General features: G+C 71.3%; 17 protein-coding genes and 2 pseudogenes. 17 read left to right on the forward strand and 2 right to left on the reverse strand.

All coding sequences use genetic code 11. The features are described 5' to 3' along the window. Positions 1-255: 255 nt before the first annotated feature. The 13 genes and pseudogenes from hrcA to C1I93_RS18695 all read left to right on the forward strand — a co-directional run bounded on the left by hrcA (position 256) and on the right by C1I93_RS18695 (position 11,757). Positions 256-1,278 (forward strand): heat-inducible transcriptional repressor HrcA, encoded by a 1,023-nt coding sequence (gene hrcA, locus C1I93_RS18645; protein WP_111244578.1) that lies wholly within the window; start codon positions 256-258, stop codon positions 1,276-1,278. Between the two features lie 66 nt (positions 1,279-1,344). Continuing rightward, positions 1,345-2,487 carry a molecular chaperone DnaJ gene (gene dnaJ, locus C1I93_RS18650; RefSeq protein ID WP_111244579.1) on the forward strand — a complete coding sequence of 381 codons (1,143 nt, stop codon included), beginning with the start codon at positions 1,345-1,347 and terminating at the stop codon, positions 2,485-2,487. 13 nt (positions 2,488-2,500) lie between these two features. Beyond that, positions 2,501-3,235 (forward strand): 16S rRNA (uracil(1498)-N(3))-methyltransferase, encoded by a 735-nt coding sequence (locus C1I93_RS18655; RefSeq protein ID WP_111244580.1) that lies wholly within the window; start codon positions 2,501-2,503, stop codon positions 3,233-3,235. Between the two features lie 71 nt (positions 3,236-3,306). Beyond that, positions 3,307-3,660, forward strand: a complete 354-nt coding sequence (locus tag C1I93_RS18660) for a histidine triad nucleotide-binding protein (RefSeq protein ID WP_111244581.1) — start codon at positions 3,307-3,309, stop codon at positions 3,658-3,660. Beyond that, positions 3,657-5,045 carry a serine hydrolase domain-containing protein gene (locus C1I93_RS18665; protein ID WP_111244582.1) on the forward strand — a complete coding sequence of 463 codons (1,389 nt, stop codon included), beginning with the start codon at positions 3,657-3,659 and terminating at the stop codon, positions 5,043-5,045. The genes C1I93_RS18660 and C1I93_RS18665 overlap by 4 nt, the downstream gene beginning before the upstream one ends. A gap of 176 nt (positions 5,046-5,221) precedes the next feature. Next, positions 5,222-5,968, forward strand: a pseudogene (locus tag C1I93_RS32560) (PhoH family protein); the annotation flags it as partial. Positions 5,969-6,361: 393 nt separating this feature from the next. After that, positions 6,362-6,709 (forward strand): annotated as a pseudogene (locus tag C1I93_RS32565) (LAGLIDADG family homing endonuclease); the annotation flags it as partial. A 213-nt stretch (positions 6,710-6,922) separates the two neighbouring features. Beyond that, positions 6,923-7,351, forward strand: coding sequence for a PhoH family protein (locus C1I93_RS32570; RefSeq protein WP_258378306.1), 429 nt, complete (start codon positions 6,923-6,925; stop codon positions 7,349-7,351). Positions 7,352-7,367: 16 nt separating this feature from the next. Continuing rightward, positions 7,368-7,832, forward strand: a complete 465-nt coding sequence (ybeY, locus tag C1I93_RS18675; protein ID WP_111244584.1) for an rRNA maturation RNase YbeY — start codon at positions 7,368-7,370, stop codon at positions 7,830-7,832. Then, positions 7,814-9,208 carry a hemolysin family protein gene (locus C1I93_RS18680; RefSeq protein ID WP_181445227.1) on the forward strand — a complete coding sequence of 465 codons (1,395 nt, stop codon included), beginning with the start codon at positions 7,814-7,816 and terminating at the stop codon, positions 9,206-9,208. The genes ybeY and C1I93_RS18680 overlap by 19 nt, the downstream gene beginning before the upstream one ends. Next, entirely contained in the window at positions 9,201-9,578 is a 378-nt protein-coding gene (locus tag C1I93_RS18685) for a cytidine deaminase-like protein (RefSeq protein ID WP_111244586.1), read from the forward strand. The genes C1I93_RS18680 and C1I93_RS18685 overlap by 8 nt, the downstream gene beginning before the upstream one ends. Beyond that, complete coding sequence (gene era, locus C1I93_RS18690) at positions 9,575-10,474, forward strand: GTPase Era (protein ID WP_111244587.1); 900 nt, start codon at positions 9,575-9,577, stop codon at positions 10,472-10,474. Before C1I93_RS18685 ends, era begins: the two co-directional genes overlap by 4 nt. Positions 10,475-10,650: 176 nt before the next feature. After that, positions 10,651-11,757 carry an acyltransferase family protein gene (locus tag C1I93_RS18695; protein ID WP_223256325.1) on the forward strand — a complete coding sequence of 369 codons (1,107 nt, stop codon included), beginning with the start codon at positions 10,651-10,653 and terminating at the stop codon, positions 11,755-11,757. Here C1I93_RS18695 and C1I93_RS18700 read toward each other — a convergent pair. Next, entirely contained in the window at positions 11,744-12,538 is a 795-nt protein-coding gene (locus tag C1I93_RS18700; protein ID WP_111244592.1) for a DUF4097 family beta strand repeat-containing protein, read from the reverse strand. The genes C1I93_RS18695 and C1I93_RS18700 overlap by 14 nt on opposite strands. A 134-nt stretch (positions 12,539-12,672) precedes the next feature. On the opposite strand from C1I93_RS18700, the gene recO reads away from it, so the two are divergent. The 3 genes from recO to C1I93_RS18720 all read left to right on the forward strand — a co-directional run bounded on the left by recO (position 12,673) and on the right by C1I93_RS18720 (position 14,602). Further along, the gene (gene recO, locus C1I93_RS18705) at positions 12,673-13,542 is read left to right on the forward strand and encodes a DNA repair protein RecO (protein WP_181445226.1); all 870 of its coding nucleotides are present in this window, start codon (positions 12,673-12,675) and stop codon (positions 13,540-13,542) included. A gap of 32 nt (positions 13,543-13,574) precedes the next feature. Then, entirely contained in the window at positions 13,575-14,351 is a 777-nt protein-coding gene (locus tag C1I93_RS18715; protein ID WP_181445228.1) for an isoprenyl transferase, read from the forward strand. A 65-nt stretch (positions 14,352-14,416) separates the two neighbouring features. Then, complete coding sequence (locus C1I93_RS18720) at positions 14,417-14,602, forward strand: hypothetical protein (protein WP_111244589.1); 186 nt, start codon at positions 14,417-14,419, stop codon at positions 14,600-14,602. Between the two features lie 56 nt (positions 14,603-14,658). Here the strand turns inward: C1I93_RS18720 and gnd are convergent, their stop codons facing one another. Further along, the gene (gene gnd / locus C1I93_RS18725) at positions 14,659-16,104 is read right to left on the reverse strand and encodes an NADP-dependent phosphogluconate dehydrogenase (RefSeq protein WP_111244590.1); all 1,446 of its coding nucleotides are present in this window, start codon (positions 16,102-16,104) and stop codon (positions 14,659-14,661) included. Positions 16,105-16,475: 371 nt separating this feature from the next. Between gnd and C1I93_RS18730 the strand changes: the two genes are divergently transcribed. After that, on the forward strand, positions 16,476-16,784 hold the full coding sequence (locus tag C1I93_RS18730; RefSeq protein ID WP_111244591.1) for a hypothetical protein: 309 nt from the start codon (positions 16,476-16,478) through the stop codon (positions 16,782-16,784). The last annotated feature ends 4 nt before the right edge of the window (positions 16,785-16,788 follow it).

Genomic DNA, 16,788 nt, shown 5'->3' on the forward strand with positions numbered 1-16,788 from the left:
GTGGTGGGTTCGTCGCCGGATCCTGGGGGGCGAGGTGGTTCGGTCATGGAGGTCACGGTAGGTGGCGGCGGCAACGGCGCACCATAGCGACACCGGCGGCTTCACCTCGCCGATCGGTCCACCGACCCCGGTGGAGCCTTGATCATCGCGTCGGCGGGGGCCTCGACGTAGACTGGCACTCGCTACAGTCGAGTGCCAGAGTATTCCGCTGCGGCCGTGGCACTCCGGACCGGGTAGCGACAGGAGGTGGGAAAGATGGGTCTCGACGACCGCAAGCTCGCCGTGCTCCGGGCGATCGTCGAGGACTACGTCGCCACCCAGGAGCCGGTCGGCAGCAAGGCGCTTGTCGAGCGGCACCAGTTGGGTGTCTCCCCGGCCACCGTCCGCAACGACATGGCCGTGCTGGAGGAGGAAGGTTTCATCAGGCAGCCGCACACCAGCGCCGGCCGGGTGCCCACCGACCGCGGCTACCGCCTCTTCGTCGACCGGCTCAGCCGGGTCAAGCCGCTCAGCCCGGCCGAGCGCCGGGCGATCGAGCGCTTCCTGGCCGGCGCGGTCGACCTCGACGACGTGGTGCACCGCACCGTCCGGCTGCTCGCCCAGCTGACCCGCCAGGTGGCAGTGGTGCAGTACCCGAGCCTGGCCCGCTCCCGCGTACGGCACCTCGAACTGGTGCCGATCTCCACCACCCGGCTGATGCTGGTGATGATCGCCGACACCGGCCGGGTCGAGCAGCGGTTGGTCGAGATGCCGGCCCCGATCCTCGCCGACGATGTGCTCGACCTGCGCCGGCTGGCCAACGAGAAGCTGGTCGGCGTCCGACTGTCGGAAACCCCGCCACTGGTGCAGTCCCTCATCGAGGAGTGCACGCCGGAGCTACGCCCGGCCATGACGACGCTCTCCACCGTGCTGCTCGAGACACTTGTCGAGCGGCACGAGGAACGGATCGCGCTGGCCGGCACGGCGAACCTGGCCCGTGGCGGCCTGCTGGACTTCCACGGCTCACTCCGGCCGATCCTCGAGGCACTCGAGGAAGAGGTCGTGCTGCTCAAGCTCATCGGCGAGGTGGAGCAGAGCACGCTGCGCGTGCGGATCGGTGACGAGAACGAGATCGACAACCTACGGGCGGCTTCGGTGGTCAGCACCGGATACGGCCCGGGCGCGACAATCGTCGGGGGGATGGGCGTGCTGGGGCCGACCCGGATGGACTACCCCGGAACAATCGCCACGGTGAGGGCCGTGGCACGCTACGTGGGCGAACTGCTGGCCCAGAACTGACCAGTCAGGGTCGGCGGCGGGCCGCCGACCGGCGTACGCGAGACGAACACGAGGACACGGAACGCAGTGGCCAGGGACTACTACGGCATTCTCGGCGTGAGCAAGGGTGCCTCCGATGACGAGATCAAGCGCGCCTACCGCAAGCTGGCGCGGCAGTTGCACCCGGACGTCAATCCGGATCCGGAGGCACAGGAGAAGTTCAAGGACATCAACGCCGCGTACGAAGTCCTCTCGGACGATCGGAAACGGCAGATCGTCGACCTCGGCGGTGACCCGCTGGCACCCGGCGGCGGCGCCGGCGGCCCGGGTGGGCCCGGTGGGGCCGGTCCCTTCGTCGGTTTCCAGGACATCATGGACGCGTTCTTCGGCGGCGCCGCCGGCGCCGGCCGGGGCCCGCGACCGCGTACCCGCCCCGGCGCGGACGCGATCCTGCGGCTGGAACTCGACCTCCAGGAGACCGCCTTCGGGGTCGAGGCCCCGATCACCGTCGACACGGCGGTGCTCTGCACCACCTGCACCGGCGCCGGCACCGCCGCCGGCACCCACCTGGCCACCTGCGAGGCATGCGGCGGCCGGGGCGAGGTCCAGTCGGTGCAGCGCACCTTCCTCGGCCAGGTGGTCTCCGCCCGGCCGTGCACGGTCTGCCAGGGCTACGGCACCACCATCCCGACCCCCTGCCCGACCTGTGCCGGTGACGGCCGGGTCCGCACCCGACGGTCGCTGACCGTCAAGATCCCGGCCGGGGTCGAGGACGGCATGCGTATCCGCCTCGCCCAGCAGGGTGAGGTCGGTCCTGGCGGCGGCACCGCCGGTGACCTCTATGTCGAGATCCACGAGCGGCCGCACGACGTCTTCTCCCGCAAGGGTGACGATCTGCACTGCCGGGTCACCGTGCCGATGACCGCCGCGGCGCTCGGCACCCGGCTGACCATCAAGACGCTCGACAGCGAGGAGCCGGTCGACGTCAAGCCGGGCACCCAGCCGGGCAGCACGCTGCGGCTCCGCGCCCGGGGCGTACCGCACCTGCGCGGCACCGGCCGGGGCGACCTCTACGTGCACCTGGACGTGCGTACCCCCACCAAGCTCGACGCCGACCAGGAGCGGATGCTGCGGGAGTTCGCCAAGACCCGGGGTGAGGAGGTCGCCGAGCTCAGCAAGCAGGGCGGCTTCTTCTCCCGGATGCGCGACGCCTTCAACGGCCACGCCTGAGCCCGCGTTACCCGTGTCCGCTCCGCTGTTCCTCGTCGAGTCGCTGCCCACCGCCGAGAAGATGGTGCTCGACGGCCCCGAGGGGCACCACGCCGCCACCGTGCAGCGGCTGCGGGTGGGTGAGGAACTGCTGCTCGCCGACGGTCGTGGTGGCACGGCCACCGCGGTGGTCACCGCCGCCGGCCGGGGCACCCTCGACCTGAGCGTGACCGGTCGGGGGTACGTCGATGCGGCGAACCCACGGCTGGTGGTGGTGCAGGGCATCGCCAAGGGTGACCGCGGCGAGCTGGCCGTGCAGGCGATGACCGAGGTGGGGGTGGACGAGATCGTCCCCTGGGCGGCCGGCCGCTCGGTGGTGCAGTGGCGCGGCGACCGGGGCGTACGGGCCCGGGGCAAGTGGGTGGCGACGGCCCGGGAGGCGGCGAAACAGGCCCGCCGGGCCTGGCTGCCGGTGGTGGCCGGCGCGCCTGACGAGTCCACCACGTCGGTGGCCCGCCGGATCAGCGGTGCCGCCGCCGGATACGTCCTGCACGAGGAGGCGACCGACCGGCTGACCACCGTGGCACTGCCCGACCGTGGTGAGATCGTGCTCGTGGTCGGCCCGGAGGGCGGCATCACCCCGGCCGAGTTGTCCACCTTCCAGGAGGCCGGTGCCCACCCGGTCCGCCTCGGCCCCTCGGTGCTGCGTACCTCCACCGCCGGCGTGGCCGCCCTGACCGTCCTCGCCACCCGCCTGCTGCGCTGGTAGGCCCCCGCGTTAACAAGGGGCCCCTGCTATGCCTGAGGCGTTAACAGGGGGCCCTTCCTTACACTGCCGGGATGGACTGCTTGTTCTGCCGGATCGTCGCCGGGGAGATCCCGGCCACGGTGGTCCGCGAGACCCCCACCACGCTCGCCTTTCGGGACATCGACCCGAAGGCGCCGGTGCACGTGCTGGTGATCCCCAAGGAGCATTACGCGGACGTGGCCACCCTCGGTCAGGGCGACCCGGCGTTGGCCGGTGAGGTGCTGGCCACGGCCGCCGCGGTGGCCGAGGACGAGGGCCTGCTCGGCGACGGCTTCCGGCTGATGTTCAACACCGGCGCGTACGGCGGCCAGGAGGTGTTCCACGCGCACGCGCACCTGTTGGGTGGGGCGCCGCTCGGGCCGATGCTGGCCCGGAGCGTGGCGTGACCACCACCGCCGACCGTAGCGCCGCCGCCGGTCAGCTGGACCGGCTGGTGCGGCAGGTCCAGGCGCAGGCCCGGGTGCCGGCGATCTCGGCGGCGGTGCACCGGGCCGACCGGCCGTTGTGGACCTGCACGGTCGGCGGCACCGGCAACGACACGGCCCTGGACGAGCAGACCCGCTTCCGGATCGGCTCGGTGACCAAGACTTTCACCGCCGTGCTGATCATGCAGTGCCGCGACGACGGCCTGCTCGACCTCGACGACCCGCTGGAACGGCACCTCGACCTGCCGGCGCACGGCGAGCTGACCGTACGCCGGCTGCTGTCACACACCGCGGGCCTGCAACGCGAGCCGTACGGCGACGTCTGGGACACGTTGCGCGCTCCGGACACCGACCGGCTGATCGCCGAACTGGTCCAGGCCGAGCGGGTGCTGCCGCCCGGCCGCCGGTTCCACTACTCCAATCTCGGCATGGCGCTGCTCGGGCGGCTGGTCGGCCGGCTACGCGGTGGCACCTGGGCCGAGGTGCTGACCGACCGGGTGCTGACCCCACTCGGGCTGACCGCCACCACTGTCGAGCCGGGCCCCCGCGCGGCGACCGGGTTCCTGGTCGACGCGTACTCCGACGAGGCACATCCGGAGCCGCCTACCGACTTCGACGCGGTCGGCCCCGCCGGGCAGCTCTGGAGCACCGCCACCGACATGGCGCGGTGGGCCGCCTTCCTGGCCGATCCGGTGGCGCTGGACCCGACCGGTCGGGTGCTCGCCCCGGCCACCCTGGAGGAGATGCGGTGGCCGGCGACGGTCACCGACGAAGCCCTTTGGGTCGCCGGCTTCGGCCTCGGGCTGATCCTGGTGCCGCAGGGGGATCGGGTGCTGCACGTCGGACACGACGGCGCGATGCCCGGCTTCCTCGCCGGGGTCTACGGCCGGCGCGGCGGCGAGGGCACCCCGGCCGCGTTCGGCGCCGCCGTGCTGGGCTCCTCGGGCACCGCGGCCGAGCTGTTCGAGCTGCCACACCGGCTGCTCGCCGCCGCGGTCGAGCACGACCCGGCCGACATCGACCCGTGGCGACCCGGCGAGCCGGCTCCCGAAGCCGTACGCGGGCTGCTCGGCCGCTGGTGGGGCGAGGGCTTCGAGTACGTCTTCAGCTGGCACGACGGCACCCTGCGGGCCCGCGGGGCGGGTGATCCGGCGGGCAAGCCGCCGGCGGTCTTCGCGCCCGTGGCGGACCGGCCGGACGTGTTCCGGACGGTCTCCGGCCGGGAGGTCGGTGAGCTGCTCCGGCTGACCCGGGACGACGCCGGCACGGTGGTGCGGATGCACTGGGCGACCTACCGCTTCACCCGGCACCAGGAGACCTTCGGCAGGTACGACTTCCGGGTCTGACCCGACCCACGACGGCTGCCCGTTTTGTCCGGTGCTGCGTGACTCCCGCGCCAGCGGAAATGGGCAGCCTGTCGGGGCTGGCGACCCGATACGATGGAGCTAACGTCCGCACGCCGCGGCGACCGCCCCGGCGCTGAGATCGAGAGCAGGTGGCGCAGGGCCCCTCGGCCCGACCTATGACCGGCACCCCACCTCCCGGCCCGCCCCGGGTGCAGACCAAGATCACGGTCCCCGACTCGAAGATCATGGTGAACCTGCTCGGCGCGGGTGACGAGATCCTGCGACTGGTCGAGCGCTCCGTGAACAGCGACGTGCACGTGCGGGGCAACGAGATCACCATCACCGGCATCCCCGCCGACAACGCCGTCGCCGAGCGGCTCTTCAGTGAACTGCTCGAACTCATCGAGAAAGGTGAGACGCTGACCACAGATGCCGTCCGGCGTACCGTCGGCATGCTCGAACAGGGCGGCACCGAGCGGCCCGCCGAGGTCCTCACCCTCAACATCCTCTCCCGGCGCGGGCGCACCATCCGGCCCAAGACGCTCGGGCAGAAGCGCTACGTCGACGCGATCGACGGGCACACCATCGTCTTCGGCATCGGCCCGGCCGGCACCGGCAAGACCTACCTGGCCATGGCCAAGGCGGTCCAGGCGTTGCAGGCCAAGCAGATCAACCGGATCATCCTGACCCGGCCGGCGGTGGAGGCGGGGGAGCGGCTGGGCTTCCTGCCCGGCACGCTGAACGAGAAGATCGACCCCTACCTGCGCCCGCTCTACGACGCGCTGCACGACATGCTCGACCCGGAGACGATCCCGAAGCTGATGGCGGCGGGCACGATCGAGGTCGCCCCCCTGGCATACATGAGGGGAAGGGCCCAGCCGTACGACGCGCGGGTGCTCACGCCGGAGGGGTTCAAGCAATTCGGCTCGCTCCAGGTCGGCGACCTGGTCATCGGCTCGAACGGCAGGCCGACCCCGGTGATCGGCATCTACCCGCAGGGACCCAAGCAGGTCTACCGGGTCACCACCGGAGACGGGGCCTCCACCCTGTGCTGCGGTGAACACCTCTGGACGGTGGCAACCGCCGAGGACAAGCGACGCGGGCGTCAGCGCACGATCGAGACGCAGGAGATGATCGGCCAGGAGTGGCGGGGTCACACCCGCCGGTACGAGTTGCCGGTCGTGGCACCCGTGCAGATGGAGCCGCAGGACGTCCCGCTCGACCCGTACGCGCTCGGTCTGCTGCTCGGCGACGGTTCCATCTCGTCCCGGGCCACACCGGGGTTCAGCACCGCGGACCCGGAGCTGGCCCGCGCCATGGAGGACGCGTTCGCCGACATCGAACTCGTGCACAGGGGCAACTACGACTACGTCCTCCGGCACGTCAACGGGCACCGGGGCGGAGTGATCGTCGCGAACCCGGTGACGGTCGCGCTCCGTGAGCTGGGCCTGGCCGGGACCAAGTCGGACACCAAGTTCGTGCCCGAGGTCTACCTGCGCAACAGCCTCGATGTCCGGTTGGCTGTCCTCCAGGGGTTGCTGGACACCGACGGGGGGCCGGTCGTGCAGGCCGGACGTACTTGCCGGGTGCAGTACACGACGACTTCGGCTCGCCTGCGCGACGACGTCATCTACCTGGTCCAGTCGCTGGGCGGGGTCGCCACCTGGCGTGGCCACGCGGCCGAGGGCCGTACGCCCGGCCGGGCGAACGGCCGTCCGGTTTATTACCGGTCCGACGCCTACGTGGTGGAGATCCGCCTGCCCGAGGGGATTGCGCCGTTCCGGCTGGCCCGCAAGCGCCAGCGGTACGAGGAGTGTGGCGGCGGGCGACCGATGCGGTTCATCGACTCGATCATCCCGGCCGGGGTGCAGGAGACGATGTGCATCCAGGTGGCGGCGGAGGACTCGCTCTATGTCACCGACCACTTCCTGGTCACGCACAACACGCTCAATGACGCGTTCATAATTCTCGACGAGGCGCAGAACACCACGCCCGAGCAGATGAAGATGTTCCTCACCCGGCTCGGCTTCGGTTCCAAGATCGTGGTCACCGGGGACGTCACCCAGGTGGACCTGCCTGGCGGGACGACAAGCGGGCTGCGCGTGGTGCAGGAGATCCTGGAGGGCGTGGACGACGTGCACTTCGCGCAGCTGTCCAGCGCCGATGTGGTGCGGCACCGACTGGTCGGCGAGATCGTCGACGCGTACGCCCGGTGGGACGCCGAGCGGGAGAACCAGCAGGGGCAGGGCGTGCACGCGGTGACCGGGCGCAGCGCCCAGGGTAACCGCGCCGCCCGGCGCCGCTAGACCGAGGGAAAGACAGTTGTCCATCGAGATCGCCAATGAGTCCGGCGTCGACGTCGACACCGACGCCGTGCTCGCCGTCGCCCGGCACGCGCTCGACGAGATGGGGGTCAACCCCCTCGCCGAGTTGTCCGTGCTGCTTGTCGACACCGACTACATGACCGAGCTGAACCATCGCTGGATGGGCGGCGACGGCCCCACCGACGTGCTTGCCTTCCCCATGGACGAGGGCAGCGTCGACCACGGCCCGGGTGAGAACACCGCCGCCGGTGAACCGGCGCTGCTCGGTGACATCGTGCTCTGCCCGGAGGTGGCGGCGAAGCAGGCGGCCACGGCCGGGCACAGCGCCGCCGACGAGCTGCACCTGCTCACCGTGCACGGAGTGCTGCATCTGCTCGGCTACGACCACGCCGAGCCGGAGGAGGAGCGGGAGATGTTCGGCTTGCAGGCTCGGCTGCTGTCCAGCTGGCGGTCGACCCGGTAGCGGTGATGGACACATTGCTGGCCGCGCCCGCTACCGGCCTACCCGACCTGCAACTGCTCGTCTTCGCCGCCGGGCTGGTGGTGCTCGCCGGCCTGATCGCGATGACCGAGGCTGCCCTGGCGGCGGTCTCCCCGGCTCGCGCCGCCGAACTGGCCCGCGACGGCGCGCGGGGTGCGCGTACCCTCCAGGCGGTCGCCGGGGACGTGGTCCGCCATCTCAATCTGCTGTTGCTGCTCCGGTTGCTCGCCGAGTTGACCGCCACCACGCTCGTGGCGCTGGTGGCGGTGGACACCTTCGGTGCGGGCTGGCGATCGGCGTTGATCACCGCCGGGGCGATGACGGTGGTCAGCTTCGTCGTGGTCGGCGTCGGTCCGCGTACCCTCGGCCGGCAGCACGCGTACGCCGTGGCTCGGGGTGCCGCGCCGCTGGTGCGGTGGCTGGGGCGGGTGCTCAATCCGCTCGCGTCGCTGCTGATCCTGATCGGCAACGCGGTCACCCCGGGCCGCGGTTTCCGGGAGGGCCCCTTCGCCACCCAGGTGGAGCTGCGTGAGCTGGTCGACCTGGCGGAGCAGCGCGGGGTGGTGGAGCACGGCGAACGGCAGATGATCCATTCGGTCTTCGCGCTCGGCGACACCATCGCCCGCGAGGTGATGGTGCCGCGTACCGAGATGGTGTGGATCGAGGCGGGCAAGACGCTCAACCAGGCGCTCGCGCTCTTTTTGCGCTCCGGTTTCTCCCGGATCCCGGTGATCAGCGAGAGCGTCGACGACGTGCTCGGTGTGCTCTACCTGAAGGATCTCATCCGGCGTACCCAGGGCGGTGCCGCCGAGGACCGGCAGTTGCCGGTGGCCGAGCTGATGCGGCCGGCGACCTTCGTGCCGGAGTCCAAGCCTGTCGACGATCTGTTGTCGGAGATGCAGGCGGCCCGTAACCACCTGGTGATCGTGGTCGACGAGTACGGCGGCACCGGTGGACTGGTCACCATCGAGGACATCCTGGAGGAGATCGTCGGGGAGATCACCGACGAGTACGATGTCGAACGCCCGCCGATCGAGCAACTGCCCGACGGCGCGGTGCGGGTCACCGCCCGGTTGCCGGTGCAGGATCTCGGCGAGCTGTTCGACACCGAGCTGCCGCACGACGAGGTGGAGACGGTGGGGGGCCTGCTCGCTCAGTCCCTGGGTCGGGTGCCGATCCCGGGCGCGGAGGTCGAGGTGGCCGGGCTCCGGCTGATCGCCGAGGGCACCACCGGCCGGCGCAACCGGATCGACACGGTGCTGGTGCGCCGGGTGGAGCCGACCGACACGCAGGACAACCAGACCGCCTCCCGGGGCGACGACGACCGATCAGAGGAGAGGCAGCCCGCCGATGCCTGAGTCACCCGCCGCACCATCCGCCAGCCCCGCCGGCACCGAGCTGACCGCGGAGGACGGCAAGCTGGTCATCCTGGCCCGGGGGGCGAGGGGCCGGGTGGGTGCCGTGGAAGGTGCCGCAGTCCGGGATCAGGACGGCCGGACGTACGCTGCGGCCAGCGTGTCGTTGCCTTCGTTGACGGTCACCGCGCTCCAACTGGCGGTCGCCTCGGCGGCTGCGGCGGGCGCCACCCGGCTGGAGGCGGCAGTGGTGGTGACCGAGGCTTCCACTCTGGACGGCGCGGGCTACGCGGCCGTACGCGATCTGGCCGTCGACGCCCCGATCCACCTGGCCGCGCCGGACGGCACGGTGCTCGGCACGGTGACCGAGTGAGCGCCGATCTCGGTGCGCGGCCGTACCGGGCGGGTTTCGCGTGTTTCGTCGGTCGGCCCAACGCCGGCAAGTCCACGCTCACCAACGCGATCGTCGGGCAGAAGATCGCCATCACCTCGAACAAGCCGCAGACCACCCGGCACGTCATTCGGGCGGTGCTGCACCGGCCGGACTCGCAGCTGGTGCTCGTCGACACGCCCGGCCTGCACCGCCCGCGTACGCTGCTCGGGGAGCGCCTGAACGACCTGGTCCGGCAGACCTGGAGCGAGGTCGACGTGATCGGCCTGTGCATTCCCGCGGACGAGCAGATCGGTCGCGGGGACCGGTTCATCACCGGGGAGTTGGCCGAGCTGAAGGCGACGGTGCTGGCGGTGGTCACCAAGACCGACCTGGTCGACCGCAAACGGCTGGCCGAGCAGTTGCTGGCCGTCAGCGAGCTGGGTGACTTCGCCGATGTGGTGCCGGTCAGTGCGGTCTCCGGGCATCAGGTGGACACCCTGGTCGAGGTGATGACGGGCTACCTGCCCGAGTCTCCGCAGCTGTACCCGGACGACATGCTCACCGACGACCCGGAACAGGTGCTGGTCGCGGAGCTGATCCGGGAGGCCGCGCTGGAAGGGGTCCGCGACGAGCTGCCGCACTCCATCGCCGTGGTGGTGGAGGAGATGATTCCCGAGGGGAAGCTGACGAAGATCTACGCCGATCTGTACGTGGAGCGGCCCAGCCAGAAGGCGATAGTCATCGGCCATCGGGGCAGCCGGCTGAAGGAGGTCGGCACCAACGCCCGTCGGCAGATCGAGGAGCTGCTGGGCACCCGGATCTATCTCGATCTGCACGTCCGGGTGGCCAAGGACTGGCAACGCGACCCGAAGCAGCTGCGCAAGCTGGGCTTCTGAGCCGGTCCGTGAGCCGGCCGCTGGCCGGGATCGGGACGACTGGCCGTTGACCGGCTGATCGGTACCGGTCAGGCATATGGGAAGTTTCACTATCCCGGCGAGTTTCTGGTCGTTCCTTGGCCGGCACCGGAGGGTAGGGAAGGTATGCCCCTGCCCCCGGACATAGATGCAGGCTGATGCGAAACAGATACCTGGACCTGCTGCGCGCGCTGGCCATCGTGCGGGTCGTCGTCTACCACGTCACCGGCTGGGCGTCGCTGACGCTGCTGTTCCCGGCGATGTCGGTGATGTTCGCCCTCGCCGGTTCGCTGATGGCGGCCTCCCTGCACCGGTCCGGGGCCCCTGCGGTCGGCCGGCGGTTACGTCGGCTGCTGCCGTCACTGTGGGCGCTGGCCGCGATCTTCGTGCCGGCGATGCTGCTCACCGGGCTGCCGCTGACGCCGAAGGTGCTGCTCTGGCTCTTCCCGGTGGCCGATCCGCCCGCCAACTACTGGGGTGCGCTGGCGCTGAGCCCGATCTGGTACCTGCGCGACTACCTCTGGTTCGTGCTCGCCTCCCCGGTCGCGCTCTGGCTGTTCCGGCGATTCCCGCTGCCCACCCTGCTCGCCCCGTACTGCCTGTTGCTCACCATCGAGTTGGGCATCTACCCGAACCCGCACGGGATACTCCGGGAGTTCGGCCTCTACTTCGGAGCCTGGCTGCTGGGCTTCGCCCACCAGGCCGGCATGCTGCGTCGGCTGGCCAACCGGGTGCTGATCCCCATCGCGCTCGTCCTCGCGGCGGCCGGCGGCGCGTGGATCCTGGCCCACCCCGGTCCGCGTGGCTACGACCTGAACGACATCCCACTCGGCAACGCCCTCTGGTCGGCCGCGTTCATCCTGGTGGCCCTGGGGCGGGCCCCGGCGACAGCGGCCTGGGTGGACCGCAACGCGCTGTTCGGACGCGCGGTCACCGTGCTGAACCGCCGGGCGCTGACCGTCTACCTGTGGCACATGGCATTCGTGGTGGCGCTCACCCCGCTCGTGGACGTGGTCGGCTGGTCGCACCAGGACCCGCTGGGCCTGGCCATCCGGGTGGTACTGGTCTTCGTGCTGGTGGGTGTGGTGACCGCCCTCGTCGGCTGGGTCGAGGACGTGGCGGCGCAGCGTCCGCCCGAGTTGATCCCCGGTGGGCGGCGACCGCAGGTGCCGGCCGCCCGCCGGCACGCCGAGGCACGCTCCGGCGACGATCGGCCGGCCGTACCCGACCAGCAGGACCGCGGCAGCGGGGTCAGCGTGCGGTGACGGTGATGTTGCCGCTGCCGGTACGCAGGTCGAGCACGTGCCGGGCGGACGGGTCGTGCGTCACGCCCAGGTCGACCTCGCCGGAACCGGCCCGTGACCGCACCTGGTAGGTGCCCGCCGGCACGGTCAACTCGACGTTGCCGCTCGACGCGTGCAACCGGGCGGAGGTGGGCTGGTCCAGTTCGACTGTGACGTTGCCCGAACTGGCCTCCGCATCCGTGGTGCCGCCGAGCCGGGCGGCGGTGATCTCCCCGGACGACGCCCGCAGCACGACCGGCTCGGACACGTCGTACACCTCGATGTTGCCCGAACCGGACTCGGCCCGGACCGGGCCGGTGGCGCCCGACACCCGAACATTGCCCGACCCGACGGTGACCTCGACCTGACCGATCCGGCTCAGGTCGATGTTGCCGGAGCCGGTCTCGCCGTGGACGTCGATCCCCTCGCCGGTGATCACCTCGTAGGAGACGCTGCACCGGCGACCGCAGGAGGTGTCCAGCACCAGTTGCGTGCCGTTGATCTCGTACGTCGCCTCCGGCTGATTGCCCTGGTACCGCACCACCCGCTTGATGCGTACGCCGTCGCCGTCACCGTCGCCGCGGACCACCACGTCGCCCGCGCCGGGCAACACCCGGATCGTGGTGATCCGGGCGGACTCGGTGGTGTCGTAGTCGAGCCGGCTGAAGGAGAGGTTGTCACACCCAGCAAGGACGATCACGGCGGTGGCCGCGGTGAGCGCCATGGCCTTGCGGGGCAGCGCGGTGGTCAGGTGCGAAGCCATGCCGAGCACGCTACGACCGGTGCCGGTGGGCGCGCATCGGGGTTCGCCGCCAGGGCGACCCCGAGCGGACCCTGAGATCCGACCCGGATCGACCCGCGGTGCGGCCCGCAGGCGACCGGGGGGAGAATGGCGCGATGGCCGGGTACCGCCGACAGCTCTACCGCGACGACGCGGTGGTGCTGCGTGTGCAGAAACTCGGCGAGTCGGACCGGATCATCACGCTGCTCACCCGGCGGCACGGCCGGCTGCGCGCAGTCGCCCGGGGGGTCCGCCGCACCACCTCGAAGTTCGGTGCCCGGCTGGAACCCTTCGGCCACGTCGACCTGCAACTCGCCGGTGACCCCAAGGGCGAGGTGGGCAGCTCGCTGCACAGCGTCAGCCAGGTCGAGGGGATCGACCTGTACGGCAAACGCTTCCTCGGCGACTATCCCCGCTACACCGCGGCCAGCGCCATCGCCGAGACCGCCGAGCGACTCACCCCGGTGGAGCGGGAGCCGTCGCTGCGGCTGTTCCAGCTCACCCTGGGCGCGCTCAAGGCACTGGCCGAGGGCACCCACGCGACGACGCTGGTGCTCGACGCGTACCTGCTGCGCGGCATGGCGCTGGCCGGTTGGGCACCGGCACTGACCGCCTGCGCGGTCTGCGGCACCCCCGGGCAGCACCGGGCCTTCTCCGTACCGGCCGGTGGCGCGGTCTGCCCGGACTGCCGCCCGCCCGGCGCCGCCCATCCCGCCCCGGCCACCATCGACCTGATGTCCGCCCTGACCACCGGTGACTGGCGGGTCGCCGACGCCACCGAGACCGGCGTACGCCGGGAGTGCAGCGGGCTGGTCGCGGCGCACCTTCAGTGGCACCTGGAGCGCGCGCTACGCTCGCTGCCGCTGGTCGACCGGGCCGACGCCGATCGGGTGCCGGCCGATCGGGTGCCGGCCGATCGGGTGTCGGTCGATCGGGCTGAGGGCGATCGCGTGCCGCAGGATGTGAACAGGGAGAGAACCGAGTGATCCGAGCCAGCAGGTCCGGTCGGCGTGCGCCGGTGCCGCCGACGCCACACCCGTCGGGCGCCCGGCCACCTGCCCTGCCGTCGGAGGCGTTGCCCCGGCACGTCGCGGTGGTCATGGACGGCAACGGCCGGTGGGCCAAGGACCGCGGACTACCGCGTACCAAGGGGCACGAGGCGGGGGAGTTCTCCCTCTTCGACACCGTCGAGGGCGCCATCGAGCTGGGCATTCCCTACCTGTCGGCGTACGCCTTCTCCACCGAGAACTGGCGGCGCTCGCCGGACGAGGTCCGGTTCCTGATGGGGTTCAACCGGGACGTCATCCGTCGCCGCCGCGACCAGCTCGTCGACCTCGGGGTACGCGTGGTCTGGTCGGGTCGGGCCGGGCGGTTGTGGAAGAGCGTCATCAGCGAGTTGCAGACCGCCGAGGAGATGTCCCGGGACAACTCGACGCTCACCCTCCAGTTCTGCGTCAACTACGGCGGGCAGGCGGAGATCGCCGACGCCACCGCCGCGATCGCCCGGGAGGTGGCCGCCGGTCGGCTCGATCCGGCGAAAATCACCGAGAAGACGATCGAGCGCTACCTCTATCACCCCGAGGTGCCAGCCGTGGACCTGTTCCTGCGGCCCTCCGGTGAGCAGCGGATCTCGAACTTCATGCTCTGGCAGAGCGCCTACGCCGAGCTGGTCTTTCTGGACACGCTCTGGCCCGACTTCGACCGCCGGCACCTGTGGTACGCCTGCGAGCTGTACGCCCAGCGGGACCGCCGGTTCGGCGGGGCGCTGCCCAACCCGGTGGCACCGACCACCTGAGTGCTTAGCCTCCGGGTGGATTGGGTATCACCGCTGGCAGCAGCCACTGACGGAGGTGAACTCACATGATCCGCAAGCGTGTTGCCCAGTGGGCGGTGATGGCCGTGGCGGTTCCGGTGGCAGCAGCCGGTGCCCGCCGGCTCAGCCACTCGCTGGAGTCCCGCCGTGGCCCGTCCCGGGCCAGCCGCCTGCTCACCCAGGGGGCCGACATGCTCCGCCCGCAGAAGGCGAAGCGGCGCCGCTTCTTCTGACGCGGCATACGACCGCCGCCCTGCCCCCGTCCACGGGGGCAGGGCGGCTCGTCGTCTCAGCCCTCGACTTCGGCGCGGTCGGGGGTGGCCCACAGGGTGTGGAAGGAGCCGTCCCGGTCCACCCGGCGGTAGGTGTGTGCACCGAAGTTGTCCCGCAGGCCCTGGATCAGGGCGGCGGGCAGCCGCTCGGCGCGCAGCGCGTCGAAGTACGCGAGCGACGAGGCGAAGGCGGGTGCCGGTACGCCGGCCCGGGCCGCCTCGGCCACCACCCGCCGCCAACTCGGCACGCCGTCGCGTACGGTGTCGGCGAACCACGGTGCCACCAGCAGGGTGGGCAGCTCCGGCTGCTCGTCGTACGCCTGCTTGATCCGGTCCAGGAAGCGGGCTCGGATGATGCAGCCGCCGCGCCAGATGGTCGCCGTGCCGCCGAGGTCGATGTTCCAGTCGTACTCGGTGCTGCCGGCCCGGATCTGGTCGAAGCCCTGGGCGTACGCGACGATCTTCGAGACCAGCAGGGCCTGGCGGACATCCTCGATGAAGGTCTCGCGGTCGCTGACCTGCCACTTCTCCCCGGCACCAGCAAACGCCCGGGTCGCCGCCTCGCGCTGGTCGACGTGCCCGGACAGCGACCGGGCGAAGGTGGCCTCGGCGATGCCGGTGATCGGGATGCCCAGGTCAAGGGCGATCTGGACGGTCCACCGGCCGGTGCCCTTCTGCTCGGCCCGGTCCTGCACCACGTCCACGAACGCCTCACCGGTGGCGGCGTCGGTGTGCGCCAGCACGTCGGCGGTGATCTCGATCAGGAAGGACTCCAGCTCGCCGGTGTTCCACTCCCGGAAGATCTCCGCGATTTCCGACGGCGTTGCGCCCAGCCCGGCCCGCAGCAGGTCGTACGCCTCGGCGATGAGCTGCATGTCGGCGTACTCGATGCCGTTGTGGACCATCTTGACGAAGTGACCGGCCCCGTCCGGCCCGACGTGCCGGCAGCAGGGCTCACCGTCGACCTGCGCGGCGATCTTCTCGAAGATCGGTCCGAGCTTGCGGTACGACTCGGCCGAACCGCCAGGCATGATGCTCGGCCCCCACAGCGCGCCCTCCTCGCCGCCGGAGACGCCGGTGCCCACGAAGTGCAGCCCGCGGGCCCGCAGCGCCTCCTCCCGCCGACGGGTGTCGGCGAAGTGCGCGTTGCCGCAGTCGATGATGATGTCGCCCTCTTCCAGCAGCGGCACCAGCTCGTCGATCACCGCGTCGGTGGGTCCGCCCGCCTTGACCATGATGATCACCGCGCGGGGCCGTTCCAGCGCGGCGACGAAGTCCGCGAGGGACTCCGCCGGGACGAAGGTGCCCTCGTCGCCGTGCTCGGCCACCAGCGTCCGGGTCCGCTCCGGCGAGCGGTTGTGCACCGCCACGGTGAACCCGTTACGGGCCAGGTTGCGGGCCAGATTTCGGCCCATCACCGCCAGCCCGGTCACACCGATCTGCGCCGTCGCCCGATCCGCCATCCTCGTCGCCACCTTCCCGCCGTCTACCTGTAGTGCTGCGACGGTATACCGGGCCGGTGGCGGTCCGCCTCATCCCCCCACCGCTGGTCATCAGGTGGTCGCTGTCGGGTGCGGAAAATCGGATGTGGCCGCCGGTCCGCTCTGGGTAGCCTGCGGTCATGCGTAACTGACACCCGTTTCGTTGAGCCGGTCCGCCGCCGCTGTCGCCGCGGACCCGTCCGCTCCGGGTGTCCACGCATTCCCGTCGCCGCCGTCTCGGCGGTGTCCTCAGTGGTTGCTCCCGGGGCACCTTCTCGCGAATCCGCCCGACCACCAGCCGACCGGCGTGGCGGTGGCGTACGCGTCACCGCCCGCCGAGCAAGGAGGTTCCGATGCCTGTCGACAAGTCCCGCGACCGGTTGCCCGAGCTGACGTCAGCCGAACTCACCGCCCTGGCCGACCAGGCCACCCCACCGAGGTCGCTGACCTCCCCGCTCACCTCGCCGTTGGGGATCACCTACCCGAATCCACCAGCGCTGCCGCCCGACCCGATACGCCCCACCGACCGCGAGCCGGCGTCCGCCCCGACCGTCCCGAAGTCCGCCCCGACCGGCCCGGCGGCGGCTCGCGGCAAGGGCTCCGGCTTCCCCCGACCCCAGCGGACCGGAGCGATCCGCCGCCACGCCTTCCGCCGCGGCTAAACCC

It is taken from the genome of Micromonospora endophytica (assembly GCF_003236305.1).
In the GTDB taxonomy this organism is placed as follows: domain Bacteria; phylum Actinomycetota; class Actinomycetes; order Mycobacteriales; family Micromonosporaceae; genus Micromonospora; species Micromonospora endophytica.

Bases quoted from the DNA above. Each gene is read 5' to 3' on its own strand.
- gnd (WP_111244590.1), bottom strand. From the start codon at position 16,104: ATGGCGGATCGGGCGACGGCGCAGATCGGTGTGACCGGGCTGGCGGTG.
- C1I93_RS18700 (WP_111244592.1), bottom strand. From the start codon at position 12,538: ATGGCTTCGCACCTGACCACCGCGCTGCCCCGCAAGGCCATGGCGCTC.
- recO (WP_181445226.1), top strand. From the start codon at position 12,673: ATGGCCGGGTACCGCCGACAGCTCTACCGCGACGACGCGGTGGTGCTG.
- C1I93_RS18720 (WP_111244589.1), top strand. From the start codon at position 14,417: ATGATCCGCAAGCGTGTTGCCCAGTGGGCGGTGATGGCCGTGGCGGTT.
- hrcA (WP_111244578.1), top strand. From the start codon at position 256: ATGGGTCTCGACGACCGCAAGCTCGCCGTGCTCCGGGCGATCGTCGAG.
- C1I93_RS32570 (WP_258378306.1), top strand. From the start codon at position 6,923: ATGTGCATCCAGGTGGCGGCGGAGGACTCGCTCTATGTCACCGACCAC.
- C1I93_RS18730 (WP_111244591.1), top strand. From the start codon at position 16,476: ATGCCTGTCGACAAGTCCCGCGACCGGTTGCCCGAGCTGACGTCAGCC.
- C1I93_RS18695 (WP_223256325.1), top strand. From the start codon at position 10,651: ATGCGAAACAGATACCTGGACCTGCTGCGCGCGCTGGCCATCGTGCGG.
- C1I93_RS18685 (WP_111244586.1), top strand. From the start codon at position 9,201: ATGCCTGAGTCACCCGCCGCACCATCCGCCAGCCCCGCCGGCACCGAG.
- C1I93_RS18660 (WP_111244581.1), top strand. From the start codon at position 3,307: ATGGACTGCTTGTTCTGCCGGATCGTCGCCGGGGAGATCCCGGCCACG.